This is a genomic window from Exiguobacterium sp. s140, from assembly GCF_018617035.1.
Lineage (GTDB): Bacteria > Bacillota > Bacilli > Exiguobacteriales > Exiguobacteriaceae > Exiguobacterium > Exiguobacterium profundum.
The window spans coordinates 45,728-71,238 of the sequence record NZ_JACSJK010000003.1 but is presented as its reverse complement, the minus strand read 5'-3'; the positions used below and the strand labels follow the sequence as shown (position 1 = coordinate 71,238).

General features: G+C 42.0%; 32 protein-coding genes. 21 read left to right on the top strand and 11 right to left on the bottom strand.

The features are described from left to right. Positions 1–23 precede the first annotated feature (23 nt). The 9 genes from KNO61_RS11215 to KNO61_RS11175 all read left to right on the top strand — a co-directional run bounded on the left by KNO61_RS11215 (position 24) and on the right by KNO61_RS11175 (position 8,902). Positions 24–1,280, top strand: a complete 1,257-nt coding sequence (locus KNO61_RS11215) for a PhoH family protein (RefSeq protein ID WP_214688649.1) — start codon at positions 24–26, stop codon at positions 1,278–1,280. Between the two features lie 92 nt (positions 1,281–1,372). Beyond that, positions 1,373–1,888 carry a DUF2179 domain-containing protein gene (locus KNO61_RS11210; RefSeq protein ID WP_214688651.1) on the top strand — a complete coding sequence of 172 codons (516 nt, stop codon included), beginning with the start codon at positions 1,373–1,375 and terminating at the stop codon, positions 1,886–1,888. 145 nt (positions 1,889–2,033) lie between these two features. Further along, the gene (locus tag KNO61_RS11205) at positions 2,034–2,189 is read left to right on the top strand and encodes a hypothetical protein (protein ID WP_214688653.1); all 156 of its coding nucleotides are present in this window, start codon (positions 2,034–2,036) and stop codon (positions 2,187–2,189) included. A gap of 144 nt (positions 2,190–2,333) precedes the next feature. After that, the gene (locus KNO61_RS11200; RefSeq protein ID WP_214688654.1) at positions 2,334–3,404 is read left to right on the top strand and encodes an ATP-binding protein; all 1,071 of its coding nucleotides are present in this window, start codon (positions 2,334–2,336) and stop codon (positions 3,402–3,404) included. 144 nt (positions 3,405–3,548) lie between these two features. After that, positions 3,549–4,703, top strand: coding sequence for a murein hydrolase activator EnvC family protein (locus KNO61_RS11195; RefSeq protein WP_214688655.1), 1,155 nt, complete (start codon positions 3,549–3,551; stop codon positions 4,701–4,703). Between the two features lie 112 nt (positions 4,704–4,815). Continuing rightward, positions 4,816–5,328 carry a pyrophosphohydrolase domain-containing protein gene (locus KNO61_RS11190; protein ID WP_214688656.1) on the top strand — a complete coding sequence of 171 codons (513 nt, stop codon included), beginning with the start codon at positions 4,816–4,818 and terminating at the stop codon, positions 5,326–5,328. A gap of 133 nt (positions 5,329–5,461) precedes the next feature. After that, complete coding sequence (gene pulA / locus KNO61_RS11185) at positions 5,462–7,318, top strand: type I pullulanase (RefSeq protein ID WP_214873351.1); 1,857 nt, start codon at positions 5,462–5,464, stop codon at positions 7,316–7,318. A 91-nt stretch (positions 7,319–7,409) separates the two neighbouring features. After that, on the top strand, positions 7,410–8,438 hold the full coding sequence (locus tag KNO61_RS11180; protein ID WP_214688658.1) for a DUF262 domain-containing protein: 1,029 nt from the start codon (positions 7,410–7,412) through the stop codon (positions 8,436–8,438). 185 nt (positions 8,439–8,623) lie between these two features. Then, positions 8,624–8,902, top strand: coding sequence for a hypothetical protein (locus KNO61_RS11175; protein WP_214688660.1), 279 nt, complete (start codon positions 8,624–8,626; stop codon positions 8,900–8,902). Positions 8,903–9,181: 279 nt separating this feature from the next. Here KNO61_RS11175 and KNO61_RS11170 read toward each other — a convergent pair whose 3' ends face one another. Together KNO61_RS11170 and KNO61_RS11165 are read right to left on the bottom strand one after the other, a co-directional pair. Beyond that, on the bottom strand, positions 9,182–9,886 hold the full coding sequence (locus tag KNO61_RS11170; RefSeq protein ID WP_214688662.1) for an HD domain-containing protein: 705 nt from the start codon (positions 9,884–9,886) through the stop codon (positions 9,182–9,184). 31 nt (positions 9,887–9,917) lie between these two features. Then, positions 9,918–10,598 carry a sce7726 family protein gene (locus tag KNO61_RS11165; protein WP_214873349.1) on the bottom strand — a complete coding sequence of 227 codons (681 nt, stop codon included), beginning with the start codon at positions 10,596–10,598 and terminating at the stop codon, positions 9,918–9,920. Positions 10,599–10,716: 118 nt separating this feature from the next. On the opposite strand from KNO61_RS11165, the gene KNO61_RS11160 reads away from it, so the two are divergent. From KNO61_RS11160 to KNO61_RS11135, 6 genes are all read left to right on the top strand, one after another. After that, positions 10,717–11,193, top strand: a complete 477-nt coding sequence (locus tag KNO61_RS11160; protein ID WP_214687959.1) for a hypothetical protein — start codon at positions 10,717–10,719, stop codon at positions 11,191–11,193. A 202-nt stretch (positions 11,194–11,395) separates the two neighbouring features. Then, positions 11,396–12,634 (top strand): toxic anion resistance protein, encoded by a 1,239-nt coding sequence (locus KNO61_RS11155; RefSeq protein WP_251030829.1) that lies wholly within the window; start codon positions 11,396–11,398, stop codon positions 12,632–12,634. Between the two features lie 105 nt (positions 12,635–12,739). Continuing rightward, positions 12,740–13,003 carry a hypothetical protein gene (locus tag KNO61_RS11150; RefSeq protein ID WP_214687960.1) on the top strand — a complete coding sequence of 88 codons (264 nt, stop codon included), beginning with the start codon at positions 12,740–12,742 and terminating at the stop codon, positions 13,001–13,003. A gap of 21 nt (positions 13,004–13,024) precedes the next feature. After that, positions 13,025–13,867, top strand: a complete 843-nt coding sequence (locus KNO61_RS11145) for a prohibitin family protein (protein WP_214687961.1) — start codon at positions 13,025–13,027, stop codon at positions 13,865–13,867. A 113-nt stretch (positions 13,868–13,980) separates the two neighbouring features. Further along, entirely contained in the window at positions 13,981–14,217 is a 237-nt protein-coding gene (locus tag KNO61_RS11140) for a hypothetical protein (protein ID WP_214687962.1), read from the top strand. 1 nt (position 14,218) lies between these two features. Beyond that, positions 14,219–14,716 (top strand): hypothetical protein, encoded by a 498-nt coding sequence (locus KNO61_RS11135; protein ID WP_214687963.1) that lies wholly within the window; start codon positions 14,219–14,221, stop codon positions 14,714–14,716. A gap of 28 nt (positions 14,717–14,744) precedes the next feature. Here the strand turns inward: KNO61_RS11135 and KNO61_RS11130 are convergent, their stop codons facing one another. The 3 genes from KNO61_RS11130 to KNO61_RS11120 all read right to left on the bottom strand — a co-directional run bounded on the left by KNO61_RS11130 (position 14,745) and on the right by KNO61_RS11120 (position 16,094). Then, entirely contained in the window at positions 14,745–15,059 is a 315-nt protein-coding gene (locus tag KNO61_RS11130) for a hypothetical protein (RefSeq protein WP_214687965.1), read from the bottom strand. Positions 15,060–15,091: 32 nt separating this feature from the next. Continuing rightward, complete coding sequence (locus KNO61_RS11125) at positions 15,092–15,817, bottom strand: hypothetical protein (RefSeq protein ID WP_214687967.1); 726 nt, start codon at positions 15,815–15,817, stop codon at positions 15,092–15,094. Between the two features lie 70 nt (positions 15,818–15,887). Beyond that, the gene (locus KNO61_RS11120; protein ID WP_214687969.1) at positions 15,888–16,094 is read right to left on the bottom strand and encodes a hypothetical protein; all 207 of its coding nucleotides are present in this window, start codon (positions 16,092–16,094) and stop codon (positions 15,888–15,890) included. A gap of 138 nt (positions 16,095–16,232) precedes the next feature. Here KNO61_RS11120 and KNO61_RS11115 point away from each other — a divergent pair, with 138 nt between their 5' ends. Next, positions 16,233–16,730, top strand: a complete 498-nt coding sequence (locus KNO61_RS11115; protein ID WP_214687971.1) for a hypothetical protein — start codon at positions 16,233–16,235, stop codon at positions 16,728–16,730. A 30-nt stretch (positions 16,731–16,760) separates the two neighbouring features. Here KNO61_RS11115 and KNO61_RS11110 read toward each other — a convergent pair whose 3' ends face one another. Both KNO61_RS11110 and KNO61_RS11105 read right to left on the bottom strand, forming a co-directional pair. Continuing rightward, positions 16,761–17,198, bottom strand: coding sequence for a hypothetical protein (locus KNO61_RS11110; RefSeq protein ID WP_214687973.1), 438 nt, complete (start codon positions 17,196–17,198; stop codon positions 16,761–16,763). A 92-nt stretch (positions 17,199–17,290) separates the two neighbouring features. Then, positions 17,291–17,947, bottom strand: a complete 657-nt coding sequence (locus KNO61_RS11105) for an SH3 domain-containing protein (RefSeq protein ID WP_214687976.1) — start codon at positions 17,945–17,947, stop codon at positions 17,291–17,293. 158 nt (positions 17,948–18,105) lie between these two features. Here KNO61_RS11105 and KNO61_RS11100 point away from each other — a divergent pair, with 158 nt between their 5' ends. Then, a complete protein-coding gene (locus KNO61_RS11100) occupies positions 18,106–19,014 on the top strand; it encodes a YitT family protein (protein ID WP_214687978.1) in 909 nt (302 codons plus the stop codon). A 73-nt stretch (positions 19,015–19,087) separates the two neighbouring features. Here KNO61_RS11100 and KNO61_RS11095 read toward each other — a convergent pair whose 3' ends face one another. After that, a complete protein-coding gene (locus KNO61_RS11095; protein WP_214687979.1) occupies positions 19,088–19,348 on the bottom strand; it encodes a hypothetical protein in 261 nt (86 codons plus the stop codon). A 268-nt stretch (positions 19,349–19,616) separates the two neighbouring features. Between KNO61_RS11095 and KNO61_RS11090 the strand changes: the two genes are divergently transcribed. Beyond that, entirely contained in the window at positions 19,617–21,032 is a 1,416-nt protein-coding gene (locus KNO61_RS11090; RefSeq protein WP_214687980.1) for an HD domain-containing protein, read from the top strand. Between the two features lie 50 nt (positions 21,033–21,082). Here KNO61_RS11090 and KNO61_RS11085 read toward each other — a convergent pair whose 3' ends face one another. Continuing rightward, on the bottom strand, positions 21,083–21,589 hold the full coding sequence (locus tag KNO61_RS11085; RefSeq protein WP_214873346.1) for a hypothetical protein: 507 nt from the start codon (positions 21,587–21,589) through the stop codon (positions 21,083–21,085). Then, positions 21,586–21,858: a hypothetical protein gene (locus KNO61_RS11080; protein WP_214873344.1), complete on the bottom strand. Its 273-nt coding sequence runs from the start codon at positions 21,856–21,858 to the stop codon at positions 21,586–21,588. Before KNO61_RS11080 ends, KNO61_RS11085 begins: the two co-directional genes overlap by 4 nt. 158 nt (positions 21,859–22,016) lie before the next feature. Here KNO61_RS11080 and KNO61_RS11075 point away from each other — a divergent pair, with 158 nt between their 5' ends. The 3 genes from KNO61_RS11075 (at position 22,017) to KNO61_RS11065 (ending at position 25,073) form a co-directional block, all read left to right on the top strand. Further along, positions 22,017–23,411 (top strand): nuclease-related domain-containing protein, encoded by a 1,395-nt coding sequence (locus KNO61_RS11075; protein ID WP_214873341.1) that lies wholly within the window; start codon positions 22,017–22,019, stop codon positions 23,409–23,411. Between the two features lie 96 nt (positions 23,412–23,507). Continuing rightward, the gene (locus KNO61_RS11070) at positions 23,508–24,338 is read left to right on the top strand and encodes a metallophosphoesterase family protein (RefSeq protein WP_214687984.1); all 831 of its coding nucleotides are present in this window, start codon (positions 23,508–23,510) and stop codon (positions 24,336–24,338) included. A gap of 126 nt (positions 24,339–24,464) precedes the next feature. Then, positions 24,465–25,073 (top strand): DUF7226 domain-containing protein, encoded by a 609-nt coding sequence (locus KNO61_RS11065; RefSeq protein WP_214687986.1) that lies wholly within the window; start codon positions 24,465–24,467, stop codon positions 25,071–25,073. A 24-nt stretch (positions 25,074–25,097) separates the two neighbouring features. On the opposite strand, the gene KNO61_RS11060 is transcribed toward KNO61_RS11065, so the two are convergent. Then, positions 25,098–25,475: a hypothetical protein gene (locus KNO61_RS11060; RefSeq protein ID WP_483297742.1), complete on the bottom strand. Its 378-nt coding sequence runs from the start codon at positions 25,473–25,475 to the stop codon at positions 25,098–25,100. Positions 25,476–25,511 lie beyond the last annotated feature (36 nt).

Sequence of the window (25,511 nt, the reverse complement as noted above, 5' to 3'; positions counted from 1 at the left end):
CACCTAAAGGGGGACACCAACATATGAAATATATCATCGACACATCTTCACTTCTCAACCATCTTCAGTATGTTGACTTCTCAGAAGTCATCGTCACGATATTGACCCTTCGTGAATTAGAGAAACATAAGGATAGCTTCGGTAAACCAGAACTAGCCAAGAGAGCTCGTGACGTTTTACGTGCCATTGATGAACATGAGAACGTTATAGAAGACAGTTGGCATCAAGTTTCAACATTTAAACACTTAAAAGGTGACTTCGACCCAACGTATACAGACAATAAGTTTCTCGAACTCTTATATATTTACAAGTTAGATATGAATCGAGAAGTCGGTCTGATTACGCATGACCGAGCACTTCGGAAACAAGCCAAAGCCTTTGGGTTCACAGTAAAGGACTACAACAATGTCAAGATGGAGACATACGAAGGAACGTTAGAGGTGCGTTTGACACCGGCACGCTTCGAGACATTGAAGAAGAACATGGCGAAGATTGATGGGTTTAAAAATCCCTTAAATCTGAAACTGGGGCAATATGCGGTCATCAACGTGAAAGACCAGGAAGTGATGGCAGTACGGTACGAGCATGACCATACCTATCAGGCTCCCCGTTATCGTGAGATTACAATCGGTCGTCATATCAATAGTGGATTTTGGTCAGATGGGCAAGATGTGAAAGCGAAAAATCTTCGACAAGCCATTGCCATCGATACGTTGCACAAGAACAAGCTCTCGATTATCACGGGCAAAGCAGGATGTGGAAAGAGCTACTTGGCAATCAGCTATCTTTTGCAAGAGATTCACAACATGAAGAAGGATACAAAAGTCTATATCGTCACGAATAACGTGGGGATGCGTGGAACCAATACTTTCGGTCTGAAGAAAGGAGATATCGTTGCAAAGGTTCTTCAATCAAACTTAGGAGCGATTCTCAGAACCAAATTGGGTATGGAGTACACACAGATTTTGATTCAGAAAGGTCAGTTGAATATCGTGACATTGGAAGATATCCGTGGAGCGAGCTTCTCGGGTCCCGTCTATGTGACCGAAGCACAGAACTATACCAAAGACATGGTCAAAACCATCATCGAGCGAATTGAAGACGGTGGTCAGGTCATCTTTGATGGGGATGAGCGGCAAGTTGACCTCGACATCGCAAATGGTGTCAACAACGGGATTTACCGTGCGCTCGAAGTGTTCCAAGGAAGTGAACTGTTGGGTCACGTCCGATTGGAAGGGAACATGCGAGGAGCGCTTTCGGAGTTCGCAGACAAGATGTAACTATTAGACCGGGAAGAAGATTCCTGGTCTTTTCCATACGAAATATAGATAGAAAACGAGAATCAGAAAGATGAAAGGGTGGATTGCAAAGAATGAAAGAGATTTTAATCATATTGGCGTTGCAACTGGTATATGTACCGATTGTGACGATTCGCACGATGATGTTGGTAAAGGGTAAGACTAGACTTGCAAGCATGTTAGGAACAATCGATGTGTTTATCTATGTGACGGCATTAGGAGTCATCTTGAAATCACCTTCCTTTGCAGGTATCGTCACGTATGCGTTGGGATTTGGCATTGGGATTCTGGTCGGCTCATACATCGAACGGAAACTTGCTATCGGGGAACAATTGGTTCAGATTCACGTATCGACAGACCCAGACAACTTAAAACGTGTGTTATACCATGATGGGTTCGGACTCACGGTATATGAGGGGATTGGAATTAATGGAACCGTGTACCGAATGGACGTCCTGGCACCAAGACATCGAGTAAGAGAATTGAAAGAACGGGTCAAACAATTGGAACCCAAGGCGTTCTTGATTGTATTGGAACCGGCGGATTACACAGGGGGATTCTTAAGGGAAGATGAAGGGCGAATCCTCTAATAGATGAACCAGTGAATATAAATGAACGAAGGCAAATAGCATATACTAACCTTGGCAAAGGGGTAGAACCTCTGTTTTTTGACTATAGTCAAAAATATAAAGTAAACTAAGGTTACAAAACGACCTAATTGGAGGAGATGGATGTATGAAATACGATGCGATGAATCTTAAAACAAAAGATGGATACGAAGCGGAAACGGAAACATTTGAATCCATGAAGCGACGTAAACCTAAAAAAGACCCTGAACTTCGTGAACGAGGTCGTAAGTTGAATCATCGGACAAAGAAAAAGAAAGACTAACCATCCGATTTCGGATGGTTTTCTTTTTTAGAGAGTGTGTCTATTTCATTGAACTTCAAAAGAGTTGAATCTGCTCAGTCACAGCATAGAATATACCGAATCATTCAATCATTGCTAAGACAATGAGAGAGGGGAGAGTGTGCAATGAAAGTTGAGAAAAACATAGTGAAAGACCAACTCATTCTGGGGGCTAAAAGCAGTCTTGATAAACCTGCCTACCTTCAAGAAGACAAGCGTTTCAAGCATCTTTTGGTGCTTGGTACAAAAGGGAGTGGGAAGAGCGATATCTTGCTCCCCGCTCTCTTGAAGCAAGACATCGAAAACAAGAAGGTGGGGACAACGGTATTTGTCTCTGACCGTGAGTCAGCGATGATGATGTATTCTTTGGCAAAGCGTAATAACCGAGAAGTTCGTTTAGTGAAGCCTTCACTTACGCATGCAGGTAAGTCCATCATCAACATGGATGCCTATTGCTATCGAACGATTCAAGAAAATGTCATCGATTTCGAGATGGCAATCCGAAAAAAGGAAGTCGTCATTGTCGATTTGGAGTTCGAGCATAACCAGGAGGCGAGCATACGTGGGTCAGCATTTCTTTTGACAGCGATGAGAGAGGCATATTTAAAAGAAAATGAGGATAAATCGACTCCTCATTTCCTCTACGTAGACGATTCTCACATCTATATGTCTTATATTACTCCAATCTTGTTCAGAGGCGGGGAATATTCTATCGGTTGCACGCTCTTTTTAGAATCAAGAGGACTTTTGACGGAGGAACAAATGTCGTATGTCGATGCGTACATTCGAAATAGAGTCTATTTGAGCGGTCTCACAATGGAGGATGCAACATACGTCTCACAAGAGGTTTACGAGCGTGAGATTATGTACATTTTGAATCGAGACGCTTATGAATTCATCTATATGATGTTAGATGCCCGAGGAAAGCGTATCAGTGGGGTTGCCAAACTAAAACCATTAGATGCTGACCTTGTGGATAGTCTACGAATCTCAGTTCCTAGACACCGTGGCAACGTATTGCGGAGTGAGGAAGAGACGGCGGGAAAAAGCCCTACCCCTGAAGAGGTCTATACGCCAAACCCTCCAAAACAACCGAACAGCGTCAGCAACCACTTGGCGGCAAAAGTCATCAAGACAGTGAAGCAGGACGTAAAACGACACATTGTGGTGCTAGATAACATCGATGATGAATTTTAAGGATGACCGGACTAACCGGTCATTTTTGTATCCATGCAATATTACAGGTATGTGACATAAGACACCTCAGAGTTTTAGAGCGATTCGTAAGTGCCTATTCTAATAAGAAAAATAATAGAGAAAAGAGTGTGATGATAGATGAAGATGAAAAAGACGATTTTCATAGCGACTATGGGCTGTCTCTTACTTACACAACCGTCTATTTCTGCATATGCGAATTCTAAAGATGAGACAAGGGTCGTCAAGAAGAGCCTTGCAAACGAAATTAATAAGACACGGAAAGCCATTTTACAGCTTGATAAAGAGATTGTGGAACTTGAAGAGGAAATCAAAGGATTAAATGTAGCCCTTAAGATTGAAAAAGACCTGGAAGTGAAAAAGAGAGAGATTGAAGCCAAAGAAGCGGAATTAAATGAGCGGTGGGAATCGATGACGGAGAAGATGTTGTACTGGCAGGTCAAAGGAAAACCCGACGACCAATGGATGGAAGCCATCTTCAGCTCGACATCCATTGGAGATGCTGTGAACCGTGCGTTTACGTTTCGCACATTGATGGATGCAGAAAGAGAACAGATGGAAGAATTAGAGAATGAAACCCGGGCGAACAAAGCTGAGAAAAAGAAACTCGAAAATAAAATCCTAACTCTGAAAAAACAGAAGATAAAGCTAAAGGCAAATCAAAAAAATGTGAATCAGAAGAGAAAAACACTAGAGACAAAGCTGAAAACACTTGAGGAAGATGAACTGAAGCGTATTCAAAAAGAATTGAAAGCTCAAGAAGAGCGAAAACGGCTTCTTATGGAAAAACAAGTGTCTAGCGAACAGTTTGAACAGTATCGCTCATTGATGAGTGATAATGCCAATTATGAATCCTATTTCATTCGTCCTGCAAGTGGCACATTGACTTCACCATATGGGATAAGACCTAACCCATTCGGAGGGAGTGGGACAGAGTTCCATACCGGTATTGATATTGCAAATCCTCAAGGAACTCCGATTGTTTCAACCGCAGATGGCGTGGTCATCAAGGTCGTTCACTCTAACCAAGGGTACGGAAACTATATCCTTCTCAAACATGAAGTGAACGGAGAGGTGTTCCATAGTCTATACCCTCACTTATCTATGATTGGGGTGCAAGTCGGAGAAGAGATTAAGCAAGGTGAAGTAATTGGTTTAATGGGCACGACAGGGCGCTCTACTGGTTCCCACCTACACTTCGAAATTCAAGATGAGAATCGGAACCATCTAAATCCTCAACTATTCTTAGAAAAGGGTGAGAACAAGAAGGCGAAGGTTTGATGACATCTGGAATCAAGGTAGAACGATTGTAGCTTGATAAAACAAGGCGTCGGAGCATAGGATAGGTCGTTCTAAAACATAGGAGCAAAAATGAGAAATGGAGCGTGATACAATGGAACACAATCATTTTTACGAGGGAGTCAAAGCCTTCCATAAGGCATTCAATCATCCGGTCGGTGAAAAGCCTACCGTTATGAATGCAGAATTAGCCCTCAAGCGAGCGGTCTGGTCAGCTGAAGAGCTTGTCGAATTTCTCCACCAGACCTCAAAAGATGAAGTCGAGTTTCTCAAGCTCATTGCGGACTTCAAAGTGGGGATTGATGCCGCTGTCGAAAAATCTCTTGGGAATCCTTACCCCGAAACTGATGAGGAGCGTCTCGTAGGGCAAGCTGATGCGTTGACCGATGAGCTTTACTTCAATCAAGGAAGTTTCGTTCTTTTAGGGGTGGAACCGACACCGCTATTTGACATCGTGCAACAGGCGAACATGGCAAAGCTAGGTGCAGATGGAAAACCAATCATCCGGGAAAGTGACGGGAAAATCATGAAACCCGAAGGATGGGAAGAAAATTGGGCACCGGAACCAAAACTACGTGCCGAAGTGCAAAGACAATCCCAACAATGACTGAAAGGCTACTCATAGGAGTAGCCTTTTTTTGTTTGACCAAAGCATGGCTTTCGTACAGACGCCATAGTATAGCAATGGCAAGTCAAATATGTTGTGTATCTCACAGATTATATAAAAGGAGAGGATTCGAATGTTGTTAAGTCGTTTCGAACGCTTGAATCGCACGCAGGGCGTTAAATCATTAGAGAATGGGGTCATATTTAACGGTGACAGGTTGACTGTGCGCTTGTTGATTGAAGAGGCAGATGAGGTTTGGATTCATATCGATGGAAGTGCGCATCCCCTCGCCAAGCAGGGTGTCGAACACGACGTCGATGTGTGGTCAATGGAGTTGACTGGACAATTTCATAAGAAAACGTACATCATAGAGGTCATTCGAGACGGGTTGCATCACTTCTCTATTGACCCATGGGCGGTTTCGACGAACACGAACAGTCAAATGGGAGTCATCCTTGATTTAGAGAGAACCCATCCATTGAATTGGACGTCTTTCGACTGTAAGGTTCCTCAACAAGACGCTGTCTTATATGAAGCGCATGTAAGAGATTTCACTGTAGATGATGATTATGGTTCGAACCTTTGCGGGGCGTTCAACCGATTTTCGGATATGTCGGCAAAAGGAATACCACATCTCATTGATTTGGGTGTGACCCATCTCCATTTGCTCCCGCTCGCAGATTATACATCTGTCGATGATGAAGATATCGACAACACCTACAATTGGGGATATGACCCGTTCCTATTCAACGTACCGGAAGGCTCTTATTCGAGCAATCCGGAGGATGGGGCGATTCGTGTAAGAGAAATGAAACAGATGGTTCAGGCACTTCATGACAATGGTATCGCTGTTGTGATGGATGTCGTGTACAATCACACCTCACACGAGCGGGAACATCCATTGCATGTGTTCTTCCCGAACCTTGCATACAGAAAATACGATACGGGAGAGTGGGGGAATGGTTCAGGTTGTGGAAACGAGTTGAGAACCGAGCATCCGGTCATTCGTCAATTTATCATTGATAGCCTTCTTTATTGGCAAAGAGAGTATCATATCGATGGTTTCCGATTTGACCTCATGTCACTATATGATGACGAGACGATGTATCAAATCGAACAAGAGTTGCGGAAACATGACCCAAACGTCCTTCTCTACGGTGAACCGTGGACTGGTGGCGTCTCGGCATTGCACCTTGAGCGGCAGTTCACAAAAGGGAAGCAGTGGAGCACTCGAATCGCTCTCTTCAATGACGAGTTCAGAAACGGGATTAAAGGGGATAACGATGGTCATGTCAAAGGATTGATTGCAGGTAACGAATTCGAACAATTGGCAGTCCTTCGAGGGATGCTAGGGAGTATTCAGTATAATGAATGGTTGTCAGGTTTCGCAAAAGACCCCATCCAAAGCATCAACTATGTCTCCGCACATGACAATCTATGTTTGTTCGACAAGATTGAAAAGAGTTGTCCGGAGTTCTTCTATAACGACCGGGTCAGACTGAATAAATTCGCACTGAGTGTATTACTCACCTCGCAGGGGATACCGTTCCTCTCACAAGGAACCGAGTTTCTCCATTCTAAGAAGGGTGCCCACAATTCCTACAATGCGGGGGATGCCGTCAATCGCATATCATGGAAGAAAAAAGTAGAGAATGATGACATGTACTCGTTCTGTCGTGACTTGATTCGATTACGGAAAGACCAGACGGGATTCCGGATGGCAGACGCCAATTCGATTCGTCGTAGAACCTCTATCTTTTTAAACCAACATAAACTAATCGGACTCTCCCTTAAAGGAGAGAGCGAAGGGGATTACACGGACATCCTGGTGATTCACAATTTTAATGATTTCAACATCACAACCGGATTACCCCCAGGAGAGTGGATTCTCGTCGCAACCGAAGGAGACATTGACCTCTCTGGAATGGGATGGGTAGAGGGAGATTTTCAACTCCCATACTATTCAACAACAATACTCGTTAAATTATAGGACGGACACCCTTGCAACAGGGTGTTTTTTTATATTTGTGACATTTTTTGAGTATGATATGTCATAAAACAATAGAAAAGGAGTTTTCGATATGAGAACACAACATTTGTTTGAACGTTATATGGTCAAACTGGTCGAGGCTGAGCCGATTGTAGCTACGGGAAACAACAAGCAAGAGGTAAAGCGTATCATCAAAGAACTTCGAGCTCTAGCTAAAGTGAATGGAAAGGTCACCGTAAGGGTGGACGTTGGAAAGTTTTCAATCGACAAGCTGATGCATATCGTCGAAGAGTCCCGTTTGGGTATGGAAGAGTACAGACTTTGTCTTATCCATATCGAACATCCTGCTTTGGAAGGAGAATTCGTCTTTAAAGAAAGCTTCTATGAAAACACACACTACGGTTCCGGGACTACATTGAGCAATCTACTGAAGGAAGATGAGGACTATATGGCGAACTATGGGCGTTGGGTACAGTCCATCGTGAAACAAAAACATCAAGAAATCGAGTCCATCAATTCCAAGTTCGAGAACATCATCAAGGACAAGAAAAATGTGGAACAAGTCGTGAGCGGACGTTCTGACAAGTTCCCTGCCAAGAGCCGAAAAGTCGAATTGAATCACCTTGTCGATATCTCGTTCAACCCATTCAGGAAGCTGTTCTCACCGGAATTATCGATGAACGCTTCTCCAAGTTTCCAACGAAATCTTGTGTGGACAACAGATATGAAAGTGAATTTTATCGATTCGATTCTAAAAGGGATTCCGGTTGGTGTTTTCTATGAAAATGATAACATCATGGACTTGACCTTAGGTGAAGGATATGGATTGATATTGTGGGACGGGAAGCAACGTTTGCATGCCATCTACTCGTTCTTAAATGATGAATTCAAAGTCCAGTACAAAGGTCAAGAGTTGTATTATTCCCAGATGCGTTCGATATTCAACGATGCGCTTCGCCAGACCCTTGTGACGGTCATGACAACGGAGTTCGAGACGTTGGATGAGATTGTGGAAGCATATGTGATGATTAATATGAAACAGGTCAAGCATACGGATGAAGATTTAGAAAAGGCGAAGGCGACGCTTCTGCAAAAGCGTCCCACCCTTTATCATATTTGAGAATGGAGAGGCAATGCCTCTCTTTTTATGTGGAATAGATACTGTCGTCAGCGAGTAGAGTGAGATACATCAGAAAAAGAAGAAGGTGAGAGCGTGAAAACAATCATGGACTTCCGTTAGGGGGCGTGTCCTCGATGGGCAAAAACAACGTCCCTCCATCGTTAAGATGGCAGGGGGGATTCTCGATGAGTCGAAGTTATAAGAAGACACCAATCTACAAGGCGAAATCTCAGACAGGAAGAAAGATTGCAAACCGAATCGTTCGGAGACGGAATCGTGTCCATGTGCTAGACATCAAAGAATATTATGTTCAGGATGGTGGCGGACACAGAAAAGAGACCAATTCTTATGATGTCATCGATTGGGTGCGTTATTATCCGAGACATGTATGGATTCAAGACGTATCTGCAGGTAGAGTGACTGGCACAGAGAACGATTGGGCAAGACGGTGCCGTCGCAAATGAAAGACATCCTGATTTCAAAAAGAATAAAGGCGTGAAGTGGATTGACAATAGCGAGTATCGGAGGACTATTCATCTTTGGACTATTTTTCCTTATCACAGGGATATTGACGAAGAACAAATGGATGGCAGTCCTATCATTAATACCAACCATTTTCGCTACATTTTTTATCGTTTGGATTTTGCTGAATGGGTTCTCGTGAGTAAAAAAAGACCTCGAAAGGGGTCTTTTTTATTGTGAGATGAACAGCTAAGATGAAAATAAAAAAAGACGCCGAGGCGTCAATTTACATTCATGTATTTCTTTCGAATCTCGTGAATCCCGTTGGCGTGCCGTTTACGTGTATCCTCCGGTCTTTCATGGTCTAAAGGTGGGTTATCTTGAATGAATTGCCACATCTCGAACCAAGCATCATAACACTCATGAATACCATCAGGGTTGTTTCGACCTTGATGGTCGCAAAGAGCAAGATAGGCGATACCTTCGACCCCTAACGTTGTCCCCTCGTGATAGTTGAAGAAATCGACGAGACGAACCGCTCTCATCTCGAACACACGATGGAACTTGCCATGATTCTCTGTGCCGACACATGTGGCTTCCATCACATCAGCGGGCACTTCTAGTCGCTTGCAGAGGGCAGTCACTATCGGGACACCATTCTTCTCATGCTCATGATGTTTCGGTCGTAACGCCATTGGCGTAACAGCCTTTCCGACATCATGACAAAGTGCCGCCATCAAATAAGCCGGTTCATCCGTGACTTTCCGCATTGCATCCACCACCTGCATCGTATGTTCGAATGCGTCTCCTTCAGGGTGGTGAGCGATTGGTTGCTCGACACCGTATAAGGCAGAAATCTCCGGAAGGATGGAGTCCAACTGTCCGTTTTTCTGAAGTGCTCGAATTGTTTCGGTTGGTGACTCAGACAACAGGATATCTTTCAATTCACTCCAAGTGAATTTTAACTTTGATTCAATGTGTGCCATAGTAACACTCCTTCATTTCGTTTCAACTATTCTATGTCATTAGTTTCTTTTTACGCTCACGACGTTTTCTCGCTCGTTCCGCACGCTCTCTTTTTCGTTTCTCATAATAGGGGTTTGCAACTCCAGGCACTTTCCAACTGTCTCTCTTGAGTAGAAACTGCTTCACCTGTTGCTCTAACTGTTCTGATGATAACTCTTTCGCAACCTGTTCCCTTAGTCCCCTTTTCTTCAGTGACCGGTCAATGTCTAGCTCGTAGGACGAAATCAGCTCAAGGAGTTCATTTCGCCACAGCAGTTGCAGGAGGGCATATTTTTGCCTTGGATTTGGGTTAAGACTTGCCTCACGAACATCGAGCAAGGTAAAAGAGTCGGTTGGCTCCCCGTAACTATCGAAACCCTCTCTCACAACCACGATGATACCCCACCAATCGGGAATCATGTCCCTCGCTTTTTCCTCATGATTCTCTGCGACGATGAGTGTGCATCGTTCAAAGACTCTGGAATAATATTCAATTTGTAGAGGTAGCCGCTTCAAACTATCCACTTCACTTTTGATTTCATAACCGTGGAGACCTGAAGTGTCACGTTTACTGGTCATGACGATGTCTGCCAAACAGACACGTTTCGGAATTGCGAGTTCTTCTATATAAAACATTCCATCATCATTAAAAGAATCATTCATCGCATGTCTAATTGTCTTATCGGTAATCATAATATTCTTCTATCCCCTTCTTTTATATACGGATGATTTGTAAAATTAAATTGACTATATTCTCACTTTATTATATACTATAGTCAATAATAAATCAACGGGAGAGGACGTGCTTGCCTTGTCAGAGCTATTCAGTTTGCGATTGGATTTATCGGTCTCATTTGAGTGGGGGAATGAACAACATCATCAACTTCTCTCGCTATATGAACGTAGTTGTTTGCTCCAGAGAGAGACTGTGGAGGTTGAAGAGGTCTTCAATTTTGGGAAACCGGTACTCGATACAGATGATTCTATTGAAATCATGTTGATGACGGAAGATTATCGAATGGATTTTGAAAAAAACAATGTCTTATATCAAGAGATGAAGAATAGAGAAAACAAATTGAAAGAAGATATTCGTTCGTTTGCTCTAGAGAATCCGCTGTTTAGAGATTTTATTACTAAAGAGAGAAGCGAGACGCTATGCGGGGAAGAGGCAATCTTCAATCGATACCGAACAATTCTTGATGTAGAGCGTAGATTAAACGTTCTCAGTGATGCGACAGCTTATAAGAATTCGTCAAGTCAAAAGGATTCAAGAACGCACTCTGTCTAATGGGGGAGAATAATAGAAATTCTAAATGAAGGGCGCTGATGCGCCTTTTTTTTAATTGTCATAAGATATTTATTTGTTTTTTCGGAAGTCAAAATTAAAAAAGTTAAAAGGTAGAACCGAATAAATTTTGACTATAGTGTAAATAATGATATGCTCATAGTGTCAAGAACAAAACAACCTGTTGAAAGGGGAAACTTTTTAGATGAATCAACCTCAAACATCACCTCAACATGAGCTGAACAATGGTCAAAGTACACCCGTGATGGAGCCAAATGTCACCGACAATATGCAAAACCATGACTTGTCACACCTATTTGCTCAAAGCCAACAGCAAACAATGGCGCAATCCGAGCAAATGAAGTCGCCTTACGCCTTAGAGGGCATCTCTCCAGAAAAGCATGCTCAAATCACTCAGATTGCAAAATCGATTGATATTCAGAAATCAGAGAATGTCATGCTTTTCGGGACACAAACGCAACGTGAATTGTCTAAATTTTCAGATAGTGTTCTTGCGGAAGTCAAGATGAAGGATGCCGGTGAAGCCGGTGTCATCTTAGGGGAACTGATGACAAACGTCCGAAATATGGATTTAAAAACACTCGAACAAAAAGATAGCATTCTGGCGAAGTTGCCACTTTTAGGGCATTTCTACAAGCGGGCAAAGAAAGAAATGATGCAGTGGGAAACCATGGGGAAATACATGGACGATGTCGTGAAGAGCTTGGATGTTGCGAAGTTCGGCTTATATCGTGACATTACGAAGCTTGACCAGATGTATCAGAAAAATCATGAGTATTTTGAGACATTGAATCTCTATATTGCGGCGGGAGAATTGAAAATCAAGGAATACGATACGGAAGTTATCGAACCGTTGCGCTTGAAGGTCGAACAGACGGACGACCAAGCGCTATCCATGAAGCTACAGGACAGTATGAACCTACGTGACCGTTTCGAGAAGCGGTTACATGACCTTAAACTGTCACGGACAATCAGTCTGCAAATGGCTCCACAGATTCGGGTGATTCAACAGAACAACCAAATTCTCGCTGAAAAAATCGAGTCGGCTGTCGTGAACACGATTCCACTTTGGAAGAACCAAGTTGTATTGGCAATCAGTCTGAACCGACAGTCAAACGCTCTGAAAGCACAGCAAGATGTCACGAAGACGACAAATCAACTTCTTGAAGCCAATTCGGTCATGTTGAAGACGTCTTCGATTGAAGTCGCAAAAGAGAATGAGAAAGGCGTGGTGTCAGTGGAATCATTGCGTGTTGCTCAACAGAACCTAATCGAAACACTAGATGAGACTCTCCGAATTCAAACCGAAGGTAAACAGAAACGTCATGAGGCGGAACTAGAGTTGATTGCGATGGAAGGGCAGTTGAAAGACAAAATCTTAGAAATCGCCCAAGCCGAACGGAATCATACTCCGAAGTACTGATAAATGACTTTCGCAAAGAAAATGCTAATCGGGATAGTGATAGGGGTCATCTTGACCTCTATTGGAACCCTTCTATATCAGTGGGTTGAATTACAGGAAGAACAAGTGGAATCAGTGCTATCGGTCAAATCGACAGCAATCACTCTACATCGTGACTTCCATTCTTTGAAAGCAACAGAAGCAAGATTGAAATTAGAGCAAATTCAGCAACAAATCCTTAATGAGGAAAGTCGGCTATCACGCTCGGATATTCACTTGCAACATTGGTTAGACCAGGCTCACGAATTGGTCATTGAACTAAATCGTGAGTTGAATGAACGAAAAGAAGAACCGGCAAGCCGTCAGGTGACGCCCAAATATAACATTTAACTATTGAGAGGATGATGTTTTATGTCAAAAGGATTTTTCGGATTAATCGGGGGAGCTGTATTCTCACTCATTGTTGTCATCACAGGTTTCTTGGTGATTGAAGTCATTCCACAGGGGCACGCAGGGGTCGTCTATAGTCGAAATACAGGGGTACAAGAGGATACACTTCCACAGGGTTGGCGTTTCGTGAAGCCATGGGAGCGCATCACACCTTACCCAGTATCTACTGAAACGGTAACTGTAAGTCCATTCAACGTACAGACAAAAGACGGGAAACCACTTGCGATTGAATTGCAGTACGACTACAAGAATGAAGTCGAAAAACTCCCTTATATCTATGACAAGTTCAAAGGACAAGGCTCAGACGTGATTCAACAAGGATGGTTGCAGTCCCGTGTGAAAAAGGCAACACTCACAGTGTTCTCACAGTATTCAGTTCTAGAAGTGTTCCAACGTCAGGGTGAAATCGGTTCGAAAATTCAAGAAGAGTTCGTCAACCTCGTAAAAGACCACGGGTTCACAGTTGACTCACTCACACTTGGTGCTCCACAGCCGGACAAGAATACAATGGCGGCAATTCAAGCAGTTGTCGATGCTCAACAAAAACTTGAACAGTTAGAGATTGAGAAGAAACAGGCAAAAGCTGAAGCCGAGAAGAAAATTGAACAAGCACGAGGAGAAGCGGAATCTGTCCTTATCAAGGCACAAGCAGATGCAAAAGCAAACGCACTCCTTGAAAAGTCATTGACAGAGAATGTAGTCAACTACAAGGCGCTTGAGAAGTGGAATGGTAACCTCCCACAAGTAACAGGTGGTAGTACTCCAATGATTTCAATTCCACAAGCAAAAGAATCGAAAGAGTAATCAAAGGGGCTGATGCCCCTTTTTATTTTTCAATTGATGACTGCATACCATAAATACAAGTAGTGACGCAGGCTGTCAATGATGACATTTTACTTGATAAGGGAGAGAATGAAATGGACACACAAATCAGAGAACTTTATGAGCGGATGCTTCATTTGTATCAACTGTCATTCGGATTTCCGTATGAAGGGGAAGAGGATGTTGTAGTGCTTGCATTGACAATCCGTAACGATTGGAAAGGGAATCATAGTATCCCTAAGCACTGGCGAAATCGATTCCATCGAATTATTTTGGAACTCGAAACGACCGACTATCGAATCGGAGAGCGGTTCATGGCGGGGTGTAATTAATATGGAGATGCAATTAGTCCAACAATTCGAGGATTTTTTGGGAGCACGAGTGTTGAATAATGGGTTCAAGCGGTATTTAAAACAACACGAGACACCGTTTTCCGGCACATTATACCGTGGTATGCTTTTCCCAAAGCCATTTCTAAAGGCGGGAGAAACGTTACACGAGTGGCATGGTTCATCTCACTGGTCAAAGCAAAAGACGGTCTCGCTATCGTTTGCACGTGACGGCTATATCAATGAGGATTATTGCGATGAGCTTTCGAATGAACATGGTATCGACGAGCCGGAATCAGTGTTCGTTCCGGTATTGTTTTGCTTAAATCAGTCCGAGAGAGCAATTGATGTTCACTCGATGATTCAAGATGTAAATGCCCTCGCCCATTGGCATAAAGAGCAAGAAGTCAGTTTCATCGGTTTAGACTTCATGATGACAAAGATTCAATTTGTCGAAGACGATGAAGGTGATTATTTCTTGGTCGAAGTGGTCGAGAAATAAGAAAAGCAGAGGTTATCCTCTGCTTTTTTTATGTGCCAACTGCCAACTTCCAGTCCGGACAAGAACCATTTTTACAGTCAGCTACTTTATAAACACGCCAAGTCGAAATAGGAGCAGTTGTTTTTGTCAACTGAGCAATCCCCGTTTCCATTTCTTCTTTTGTTTCGAAAAGGTACCAGTCAAAATCGATACTTTCTTCGATGCTCTCCCAGTATGATTTAACCTTTTCCGTTTCTCCATAGATTAAATTACAGTCGTCATTCGGAGAGAAAACCATCCAACAAATCGAAAAAGGTTTGTTCTTTGTATCTACCGTTCCATTCTCAAACGTAATCTTTTCCATGTGAATCCCTCCAGATAAGTGATGTATTATATTTATTCAAAAATAGAAGCATGATGCGCAACAGCAAGCTCTTGAATCAAAAGAGAAGTGTTCGCATTGCCCGATACTTTGAAGCAGAAGTCATCCTCTTCAAGTTGGATGCCTTGTTTTGATAAGAGTTCGTTCAAGATTTCCAACTCGAAAGAATCGAGATAATTGTGTTCGAAGGATTCCCCTTGGGAGAATGAACCCTTTTTGTAGGATAGATTGGTCACAATGTTCACGGTACAAGGGAAGTCCCCTTTAATGTCCATATACGCCTCACTATAGTCACCGTCGTATTCTTTGTCAGCAATCAACATGATGTCATGAGGGATTAAGTCCTTCGGCTCTTCTTCCCAATCCGAAAGGTAAATCATATAGCAATCATCACTGCTGATGGTGAAAGGAATCATAATCCAACACTCGTCTGTGAAACATGCATCTTCCACCTTTCCGCTCTCAAATAGCATCTCCGAAGATAGGATGTGCTCATCTGCAATTCCAAGCTTCTCAGTGTCTATCTCGAATACCTTGTAATACCCTCGTTGTTCCTCGTTCAATTCATCCAAACGAGAACCGCCACCAGGGAAGGCACTGAAGCATCCCGCTAATGTCCTCGATACACAAATTCGTTCATTTGCAATGTCTTCTCCATCCATACGGGAATCACGACTTGGGATTCGTGGTGTAAAAACTCCATCATGATGGATGTCTTGTGATACGTGATAAAATTTCATCAAGTTCAGCTCCTTTAAATATAAAAATGGTGATGACTCACACCAGTCATGTGAAACATCACCATCCTATTCAACTGTCATCTTCCTCATTCTTTTTCCGTTCGTGTTTGATTCTCTTCCATGCTCGTTTTCCGAAGAAGACAATCGACATTGAAAATATCAATGTAGCTACGACAAAGAATGGGTGTTGCTTTCCGATTAAATAGGTAAAAAGAACGTTTAAAATCGCCCACCCGAAAAGCCCTAATACGATTTGTTGTTTCAACTTTCGATTCAAATCAATCACTCCTTTTATCCTGTTTATGTATAGTAAGCACAAGGCACGGAAATCAATACAAAGAGGTGTTCAACCACATATAAATTTTTGACAATAGTCAAAATTGTATTTATAATAAACATATACAGGAGGGGTATCATGCGAAAAATTGTATTCGTCTATATAGCTTGTGCGTTGGGATTAGTGATTTGGATGGAACATGTGTTGGAAGTGAACAAAGAAGATTTTGAATCGCATCTGCTTTCCAAATACGATGAGCAGTTCGATGTGAAGTCTGGAATGGATTTTGATAAACGTCTCTTTGCGGGAGCTTTTAAGGATAAAGAAGGGGGCATACACAAAATCTATAAGGTTAGAGATAACGTGTTCCTGGATAACTATTGTCTCTATTTGTTCGAAGATAAATATGAGAACTATCTCAAGGAGTCCTATTCTTCAATCGAAGAAGCCAAGGTTGAGATAGATGAAGCCCTTTATTATTTCTATCAGGATAAGAGCTTCGAGGAAGCGATTGACAGAGGGTTGGAATATGAGATGCGGATTGAACTTAAACTCGCAAAAGATGCGAGTCGAAATGAAGTGAAGGAATTGGAGTCACTGAATCACAATTACCTTGAATTGACGATTAAACGATAAATTAAAAAGAACCTTAGGGAAAGGTTCTTTTTAATTTGGATTCTTAGATGTGAGGTAGGATGCCATTTCCTCAGGCGTCCATATGTTTTTAACTATCGATTCCGGTAAGTCCTTCACGATAGCGTCGCCTTGTGCGTAAAGCGCAAAATAGCCATCACTTGCCTCATAGAAGTAGATATCTGCCACGAAATCACTCACACCGTTACCCGATAATGCCATCCCCTTTAATGCATGAACAGGTTCGTCTAATCCAACTTCGAGCAATTTTCCTTGATACTCTTCATATGAATCAAAAGTATTCATGACCTCTGTCAGCTCTTGAGCTGTCGGGACGGGTGGCATCCTTGATTCATCATCATGGGACGACTGAACAATAGTATCATTCGACACTTCTGTTTGGAGCCCACAACCCGTCACGATTCCCATCGATAACATGATGGTCGTTGCTAAGAATATTTTTTTTGTCATTGTCATCATCTCCTTTAGTATCTCATCATATGCATGGCAGAGAAGGAATAACAAAAGACCACCCTAATTAAGAGTGGTCAAGCAATAAAGAATTATTTTTTCACATACACCGGTACATTGCGATAGGTTTTTCTTCCAAATTTAATAGCTTCAGAGTAAGTCGGGAAAGCGACATCGATACGTATCTTGTTTGAACCAAGTCTCTTGATTGCGCCACCTCTATCATAGACCGTCAGTTGTTTAACACCGAGTCTTTTCTCAATCGAAGGGATATCGACAATAGAACCGAAAGAAATGTCTCGTGGCGCCGCAACATAGCCGACCTGTAACTTTCGACCGGATGCGGTTATGTTTGCTCCGTGATTGAACGTGTAAGCAGTCACTTCAACATCCATCATTTTCTTGATGTATGGTGATTTATTGCTGTTAGGCGAAGAATGCTTTTGCAATGGGGCTCCGACACGTTTTAGATACTTGGAACTGACAAAGCCAATTTGTTTCGAATATTTCACTTTGAACCACCCTCTGTGACTCGAAATGAAACTGACGTTTGCTCCCCTCGGAATGGTTAGGATTCGCTTCTTGTTTGTCGATGCACCTTCACGAAGGTTCAGATTATGCGTTGTCTCATAGCGTTTCAGAGTGGCTCCCTCCGCCTGTTGTAGTGGTGTGGCTGTGTAAGCCATTGAGAATCCGAGCAAGGCAAAGCATATCGAATTGAGCATCTTTTGTAGTTTTTTCTGTTTCACAAAATCATCTCCCTATTGTTTTTTAAATCTGTCTGTCCATTAGATAAAAATGTTCTACTCACTGCATACGATAGAAAGTCGTATGTTACAAGAATGTAATGACAAGGTCATCATTGTGTAATAATACGGACTCTGGTAAAAGAAAAAGGAGGAATCACATGAGCAACAAGAAAAATCGATTGAAAATGACACAAATATTCGTCAATCTATTTCATTATGGGATACTAACTATCGCTTCACTTCTCGTAGCGACAGCCATCGAGCTATTTTTAGCCCCAAACGGACTTGTGGATGGGGGTGTGACAGGTCTTGCGATAATGGGGGAGGAGTCAATGGGCGTTCCGCTCGAAGTCATCTTCTTTGGATTGAATATGCCGATACTCCTTTTCACTTCGAGACTTCTTGGACGCAAGTTTCTATTTCGCTCAACATATTCGCTTCTGGTGACGCTATACTTCCTTTCAAATTATCCGATTCATTCAGCTATTACAGATTCCGACATCTTGATAGTTCTATATGGTGGGATTTTGCTAGGTTTAGGGATAGGTCTAGTCATTCGTTTGGGAGGAGCCATTGACGGCGTAGAGATGATAGCTGTATGGCTACAAGAAAAATATCGCATGGATGTCAGTACGACCATCTTCACCGCTAATATATTTGTGTTCGGTTTGTCCATTTTTGTATTCGACCTGGAATCAGCGATGCTATCTATCGTCGTTTTCTATACGGTTATGAAGGTAATCGATGCTGTTGAAGATGGCTTCCATCAACACAAGTCGCTGATGATTATTTCACGGAAACATGAGGAGATTTCCAAGGCATTGATTCAAGATATGCATCTTTCTATCACGGTTCTGAACGGAAGAGGCGGGTATAGTGGTCAAGAACAGGTTGTTCTTTATTCCATCGTCAACAAGTTTCTTTACAGCAAAGCACGAGACCTTATCATGAGCATCGATGAAGATGCAATTATTGAAGCGAGTTTCGTGAGTGAAGCAAACGGCATGAAACAACATGAAATCAAGGAACGACTGACGAAAAAATGGCATTCAAGGAATGCTTCATGACGACTAAAGAAACACAAAAAAGAGACACATTGTGGGGAATGTGTCTCTTCTGTCTGTTTGTCAGCGACTCCAATCAGACAATTTTTTCTTTGGTCGTGGTAGCATCTTCAAAAACAAATCGTAATTTCTTTCCTTTTAGTTTGGTTCCTGAGACTGCAGTTCTCATTAGCCAACTAGCGGCAAGATAAAATACGAAACCATTGATGAGGAATGATACCAACGTCTGAAGTGTGCCGTATCCTGTCGGATTTGCGAAGAAATACAACACATATGCCACCAATAATGTGAGCACGACTTTTCGATTTGAAATGATAAGTTCCATAGATTTTTTCATGAGACCAATCTCCTTTTTAAGTGTATTTACTTATATACAAATGTCTATGTGGGGATAGACATGAACTTTTGCCGTTCTAGTCAGTGGGTGACCTTATGAACTAGATGATATGTACGCAGGGTACGCCAGTTTTAGATATAATACTTATGATATGGGCTTTGACGTTATTTATTCCTTGGTTTCAATAGAGACATATAGATATATCGTTATGAGGACACACTCCATTTGAATATGATGAGGAAAACAAGGAAAAGGAAGGTGGACAACAATGTCCAACATTTACACTAGAGGATATGATGCAACTTTCAAGGATGCTCAAAAACCGGTAATCAAAAGTGAGATGGTGCCCTATCTTGAATTTGCACAAGAAAATAAGATAGATACCGCCATTTTTGAAAAGCTATGTAGAAAAGAAGGCATAGATTTGAGCCACTTTTATCATTTGAAAGAACATGAGATTATGAAATATTGTTATTGGGACGGAACATACTTTCAAGCATTCCCGAATCTAGAGAAGAGCTTTATCTATTGGGATGATATGGTCAAGACGACTGCTGAGCGAATCGAAGAGGCAAAGAGGTTGAGGGAAAATAAAGAATACTCTACTCTTTTGTTCGTAGTTGATACGATTGGACAACATCTTCTTTTTGAAGAACTATATTCAGAGATTCCTTCAGAGCAACGTTATCAATGCTTCATTGATTTATATGTTCGTCATGATTATGGAAGTACAGTCTTCGACATGAACATCATTGAAGATGCCAAATCAAAGCAAAGCCAAGACTATCGAGAAAGTGCACTACGTCGTTTATTGGAAGATGCTGAGATGAAAGACGGAAAATTTGTTATATATCGTGGAATGGGAGATGAGTCAACTCCAGTAGATAAAGCGATGAGTTGGACATTGTCCGAAAAGACGGCATTTTTCTTTGCGAAGCGTTTAGGAGAAACCGGCAAGGTATACAAAGGACTGGTTCGTGTAGAAGAGGTTATTGATTACATCACTAGGCGTTCAGAATCTGAGGTCTTAATAAATCCAGGCACTGCATTCATCGAGGAAGAAATTCCATTAATCAGCGCACAAAAAGAAATTTCGAACCTTACTGATGAAGGACTTGTAGCGGAATATCAAGCCATGCGCAATCATTACATCCTGCCGGACTATTTCACTAATCCGAATGGTCTTCATGGCGTGAAACACGCTCGCCGGGTACTGCTTCATTGCATTTCACTTGCGAACGCTATCGGTCTAGACGAGATTGAGCGAGGTATCTTGATGTTAAGTGCTTGTTATCATGATATCGGCAGAAAGCATGATGAGGCTTGCTTGGAGCATGGGGCGTGGAGTGTAGAAAAAGTAAATGAAGAAGGATTGGAAATGTCTTATCTGATTTCAGATGGCTATTCTGACATATATAAGGAGCACATGGAGGATGAAGACATCGAGGTCATGAACTTTTTGATGACCTATCATTCTAGACCTGACGAGGAAGGTCTTCGGGCATTAGAAACTATCGAAGACACTTACCTCCAAGAGAGAACCAAGAAGTTGTTCCTTATATTTAAGGATGCTGACGCTTTGGATAGAGTCAGAATCAATGATTTAGATGTAACAAGGTTGCGTACAAAAGAAGCTTTGATGCGGGTCAAGTTCGCCGAAGACGTTCTTGAGTTCCTGGAATAAGAAAAAGGCGGTGGAGAATCTCCATCGCTTTTTTTGTGTTCATTATTCTTTTAATCTACTTGAGGCAGTTCTTTCGTGTCGATAAGAAATAGCGTATCATCATGGAGATGTAAAATGTAATCACCGGATGTCTGAAGCGTGAACATTTTTTTCATGTAGAGAGCAATATAGTCGTCCACATCATTTTCAGGGATATTCCCATAGTGGTTTGTCAACTCACGATATCCTTCTTCATCAAGAATGACTTCACTCACGACGCTTTGAGCGATGAGTTGATAAGCATAGACCAACTTCCCTTTGAAAGATACTTTCCGAACTTCATTTCGCAGATGAGGCGTTCCATCCACAATCAACAGATTTTCGACCTGAACATCTGAAACCTCTACAAGAGTAGATAGACAATCGGTCAGTCTAAAGCCGTAATCTTTATTTTCGACTTGATAGATACTTTTCAAGCCTGAAATACTTTCGGAACGGATGTTCAATTCATATCCCATTCGATTCCGTTCTACTTCATTCATTACAAAGTCTTTTGTATATAGAGAGTGGTTCATCATGCGACATTCTCCTCCTTTAAATAGTCCCTGATTAAGACAGGTACAACCTGTAAGACCCCTTTGTTTCTGAGCCATAAGGTCTTTCGCTCATCCTTATTTAACACACTATCCGCCAATTCTTTGATGACGTCGTCCGAAATATTGCCTTTTGATTGCCGAACCAATTCTTCCACCAAGGTCTTCCGATAGGTGATAACCTCATTCTCGGAAAATACGCCGGGATTCTTCTTCACAACTTCGACCTTAGTCGCCTTCGTCTTTCGTGCCACAATCAGCACCCCATTTCGTTTGTTTTGCTACCATCCTATGCATGAAAGAGTCTAGTTATCATCACCCGAAAATGAATCTAGAGTAAAATTAAGTTGACAAATTCTAGAAATCATCATTAGAATTGTTTTGACAACTGTATTGTTGGAGAGGTGATAAGATGGTAGAGAAAAGTATTGATTATCTTGCAAGAAATATCGAAAGTACGTTCTTAGGCATGAAATTGATGTTTGGTGACAACATGACGCTGACAGAAAAAATCGTCGTTTCAATGACGCTCTTCAGCGGTTTTCTTCTGACCGTGTTGTACTATCCAAAAGGTACATTGCTAGGATTCATTGTCGGACTTTTTCTAGTCACGACATTTGTCCACGGTATCCCATTTGCATATCGAGAGCTTCGGATTCGTCGAATCCAAAAGGCATATCGACACAACGTTGTATTTCTGGATGACGAGATTCGGGATATGACATCTATCAAACCGAATACGGCAGAATTAGATACACATATCCCAAGGCATTTAGCGACCAACGAAGAATCGTATGTGAATTACAGAGAGGCATTGAATGTCTTGAAAGAGCGGCTAACCCCTTACATAGGTGGCGGTGTGCGCTCGGAGATATCGGTGAAAGAAGATTTGGAGCGGTTCCGTTCAGTCATCAATACGGCTTCATTCAAAATGAATGATGTGTTTAGCTGTACCGACTATCAAGTCAATCCAAATACGGAGACCTGGTTGAATGAACATGTTCCCGAGGTCATTCGTTCAGCTACTTCAAAGCTCGATTTTTTGAAGGAGACTTTGGACGTTCTGATGAAGGAGCGAATGGCAATTAAATCAGGGGTTGAAGGAGAAGAGTCTGTGAGAGAATATCTTAAGGACTTCGAAGATATGCTATTACCTCTTTATGGAACCCGATTTCAGGCGGAAAAGGGCACTGTCGAGAATGATGCCCTGCTCTTTACCGAAACCGGTATTTACTCTCTTGAAATCAAGAATATCGGAGCATCTGGTGATAAAACTATCCGGATTACAAAAGATGGTCTATGGTATGAGAAATTTAAGTCGAGTGATTGGAAGCGTTCAGAAAGAGATGCGATTTTTGACCAGGTCAATCGACACACCGCTTTGACAGAGACATTGATTCGAGAGAAATTCGGAAGAGAATCGAAATACATGGTCAAAAGCATCATCGTCATTCCAAATAAAAATTTAAAAATCGAAAACGAATCGTCTTTCCATATCATCCGTCCATCCCAAATCGTATCATTGATTCGAGAGATGGATGTGGTGTTGACACACGACGAATGTGTGGCTGTAAGCGATTTCGTGAAGTCGAAAGATATCGGGCAAGCGAGATATGAACATCTGGATGCCTTGGCATATGTGAAAAAGATTGTGGAAACATATGAATCTCTTCAGAGAGATTGTGAATTTCTTAAAAGAACCTTCATCATCCAGGAAACATATGTCGAGCGGGTGACGCAGAACAACCTTCATGAACTACTTCGACTGAAATATTTGAACTGTGATAATGCTAGGAGTGTCATTTGACACTCCTTTTTTATATATCCGCTTCCGTTTGCGTACTATAAGCATGAAATGAGTTCTGGCAAATTTAAAATTTCAAATAGGCAGGAGGAATAATAGATGAACATTGACAATGTTTCAGATATTCATATTAACCATTGGGTTCCATTCATCACAAATCAATTAAAGTGGGAACAGAGAACAAGGGCTTTTGTTAAGCGACTATTACGTAATGGCACGGGTGAGGTACTGGTGCTTGCGGGTGATTTTAGTGAGTCCAACATCCAAACCATCTGGTTGCTCGATGAAGCTTCAAAATATTACGAAATGGTTTATTGGACATTCGGAAATCATGACCTATATCTTTTGTCCAAAAATGACACGAAAAGATACGTCAATCATTCACTCAATCGAGTAGATGAGGTCATCCAAAAGACGTCACATCTGAAGAATGTGGTTCCGCTCATCAAGAATGTGCACGAATTCAAAGGCAAACGGTTTGCGGGAGATGCATTGTGGTATCTGCCGAAGACGATGGCGGATTGGGAGTTTTATCGCAATGTATCGAATGACTCAGCGTATATCCTTTTGAACGAGGTTTGGAACATGGAAGATGTTGCTCGGTTGCTCTACAAATCTTCTGCAGATTGGTATGACACACTTGAAAAAGAGGATATTGATGTCATGGTGACACATATCCCACCTGTTCATCCACCCATTTCTCCTTATGAACCAAATGGATGCTATCATACGACGGTTCCGTTTCTTGCCGCTCCACATTGGGTGTGTGGGCATGTCCACCTTCAAGGCGAATTCCAAAAAGCGGGCACACATTTTCATTTGAACTGCATCGGGTACCCCCAATCTTACTCAAACGCAAGGGCATTCGAATTGCCAGGAGATAACGTTGATGAAACTTTAACCATCGACATCAAAACATTCAGAATCTAATCAAACCAAAAGGTTCTACCCATCGAACAGGGGTAGAACCTTTTAAATTTTGACTATAGTCAAAATGATGTTAGTCTATGGTTAGAAAAAGTACTCTAAAAACTCATCCAAAAGGAGTGTTCTCACATGACACAGACAATTAACAAGGAACGAAACACTGAACTGAACATGCTTTTAGCTCAACTTCGAAAGGAACCCAATGCCGACTTCCTTCCTTTGGCAAATAATCCTCTTCGCTTTATCGATTTTCTATACTTCCTTCGTCGTCAATCGGCGAACATCGCACACAAGGAGAAAATTGCAAAACGATTTGACATCACTGAACGTCAAGTTCGTTTCTACGCAAAAGCAGGTGAAGAACTGTTCGGAATCTTCCATTCTCCCCAACCTGGGTATGTTGCTTTGACCCCTCTTGGGAAACAGCTCGCATTCAGTCGTAAAGAGGATGTCGAACAATTCATCTTTGCAGAAATGCAAAAGCTCCCGCTCGTGAAGGCGTTCCTCCATAAGGACGTATCACACGCCAAGCCTGAAATCATCAAACTCATCATGGAAAATGAGAAATGGATTGAGGAATACTCACTCGTCTCCATCGAGCGTCGTGCTGACACGATTCGTGCTTGGGTGGATATCATTCAACGTAAAGGTAAGCCCATCTCGGAACGAGAAGTTCTAAAGTTTATCAAAGAGAATACGGTCATCCTATCGAACATCTTGTCGAAACAACCGGCTTAAAAAGACCCATATATGGGTCTTTTTTTATATCCAAGCCTCGATTTTCCCATCTGCAGTTACTCTTACATAAGATGCCGACTCACACCGTAATCCGTTATCGGCTAATCGAAAACAGTCCGTCTTATATGGGTTGTACCACACACTCAAGCCTTCTCCAGAAGAAGCCGATTCACAAACATATCCTTCTACGTAGGCATGTACATTCTTACGTTTAGTCAGTAAAACTTTTTGGCGATTTTTCTCGGAGACGATGAAACGGGCGCATCGAACGATGATTTCTTCTGTGTGACCTACGACAAGCGTTCCTTGCTTGATGGAAATCTTACCATTATGCAGATTGCGATAAAGTCGAACCGGTTTGTTCTCATCGATTCGTCTACCCTTATACGGTGTATAGCTCATTTTTTTCAAAAAGAACACCTCCCCTTTCTTGATGAA

Excerpts from the sequence above, each read along its gene's own strand:
- KNO61_RS11145 (WP_214687961.1), top strand. The coding sequence starts at position 13,025 with ATGTCAAAAGGATTTTTCGGATTAATCGGGGGAGCTGTATTCTCACTC.
- KNO61_RS11205 (WP_214688653.1), top strand. The coding sequence starts at position 2,034 with ATGAAATACGATGCGATGAATCTTAAAACAAAAGATGGATACGAAGCG.
- KNO61_RS11195 (WP_214688655.1), top strand. The coding sequence starts at position 3,549 with ATGAAAAAGACGATTTTCATAGCGACTATGGGCTGTCTCTTACTTACA.
- KNO61_RS11135 (WP_214687963.1), top strand. The coding sequence starts at position 14,219 with ATGGAGATGCAATTAGTCCAACAATTCGAGGATTTTTTGGGAGCACGA.
- KNO61_RS11170 (WP_214688662.1), bottom strand. The coding sequence starts at position 9,886 with ATGGCACACATTGAATCAAAGTTAAAATTCACTTGGAGTGAATTGAAA.
- KNO61_RS11175 (WP_214688660.1), top strand. The coding sequence starts at position 8,624 with ATGAGTCGAAGTTATAAGAAGACACCAATCTACAAGGCGAAATCTCAG.
- KNO61_RS11110 (WP_214687973.1), bottom strand. The coding sequence starts at position 17,198 with ATGACAAAAAAAATATTCTTAGCAACGACCATCATGTTATCGATGGGA.
- KNO61_RS11155 (WP_251030829.1), top strand. The coding sequence starts at position 11,396 with ATGAATCAACCTCAAACATCACCTCAACATGAGCTGAACAATGGTCAA.
- KNO61_RS11075 (WP_214873341.1), top strand. The coding sequence starts at position 22,017 with ATGGTAGAGAAAAGTATTGATTATCTTGCAAGAAATATCGAAAGTACG.
- KNO61_RS11125 (WP_214687967.1), bottom strand. The coding sequence starts at position 15,817 with ATGAAATTTTATCACGTATCACAAGACATCCATCATGATGGAGTTTTT.
- KNO61_RS11070 (WP_214687984.1), top strand. The coding sequence starts at position 23,508 with ATGAACATTGACAATGTTTCAGATATTCATATTAACCATTGGGTTCCA.
- KNO61_RS11085 (WP_214873346.1), bottom strand. The coding sequence starts at position 21,589 with ATGATGAACCACTCTCTATATACAAAAGACTTTGTAATGAATGAAGTA.
- KNO61_RS11090 (WP_214687980.1), top strand. The coding sequence starts at position 19,617 with ATGTCCAACATTTACACTAGAGGATATGATGCAACTTTCAAGGATGCT.
- pulA (WP_214873351.1), top strand. The coding sequence starts at position 5,462 with ATGTTGTTAAGTCGTTTCGAACGCTTGAATCGCACGCAGGGCGTTAAA.
- KNO61_RS11200 (WP_214688654.1), top strand. The coding sequence starts at position 2,334 with ATGAAAGTTGAGAAAAACATAGTGAAAGACCAACTCATTCTGGGGGCT.
- KNO61_RS11165 (WP_214873349.1), bottom strand. The coding sequence starts at position 10,598 with ATGATTACCGATAAGACAATTAGACATGCGATGAATGATTCTTTTAAT.
- KNO61_RS11210 (WP_214688651.1), top strand. The coding sequence starts at position 1,373 with ATGAAAGAGATTTTAATCATATTGGCGTTGCAACTGGTATATGTACCG.
- KNO61_RS11180 (WP_214688658.1), top strand. The coding sequence starts at position 7,410 with ATGAGAACACAACATTTGTTTGAACGTTATATGGTCAAACTGGTCGAG.
- KNO61_RS11130 (WP_214687965.1), bottom strand. The coding sequence starts at position 15,059 with ATGGAAAAGATTACGTTTGAGAATGGAACGGTAGATACAAAGAACAAA.
- KNO61_RS11095 (WP_214687979.1), bottom strand. The coding sequence starts at position 19,348 with ATGAAAAAATCTATGGAACTTATCATTTCAAATCGAAAAGTCGTGCTC.
- KNO61_RS11140 (WP_214687962.1), top strand. The coding sequence starts at position 13,981 with ATGGACACACAAATCAGAGAACTTTATGAGCGGATGCTTCATTTGTAT.
- KNO61_RS11190 (WP_214688656.1), top strand. The coding sequence starts at position 4,816 with ATGGAACACAATCATTTTTACGAGGGAGTCAAAGCCTTCCATAAGGCA.
- KNO61_RS11065 (WP_214687986.1), top strand. The coding sequence starts at position 24,465 with ATGACACAGACAATTAACAAGGAACGAAACACTGAACTGAACATGCTT.
- KNO61_RS11060 (WP_483297742.1), bottom strand. The coding sequence starts at position 25,475 with ATGAGCTATACACCGTATAAGGGTAGACGAATCGATGAGAACAAACCG.
- KNO61_RS11115 (WP_214687971.1), top strand. The coding sequence starts at position 16,233 with ATGCGAAAAATTGTATTCGTCTATATAGCTTGTGCGTTGGGATTAGTG.
- KNO61_RS11100 (WP_214687978.1), top strand. The coding sequence starts at position 18,106 with ATGAGCAACAAGAAAAATCGATTGAAAATGACACAAATATTCGTCAAT.
- KNO61_RS11215 (WP_214688649.1), top strand. The coding sequence starts at position 24 with ATGAAATATATCATCGACACATCTTCACTTCTCAACCATCTTCAGTAT.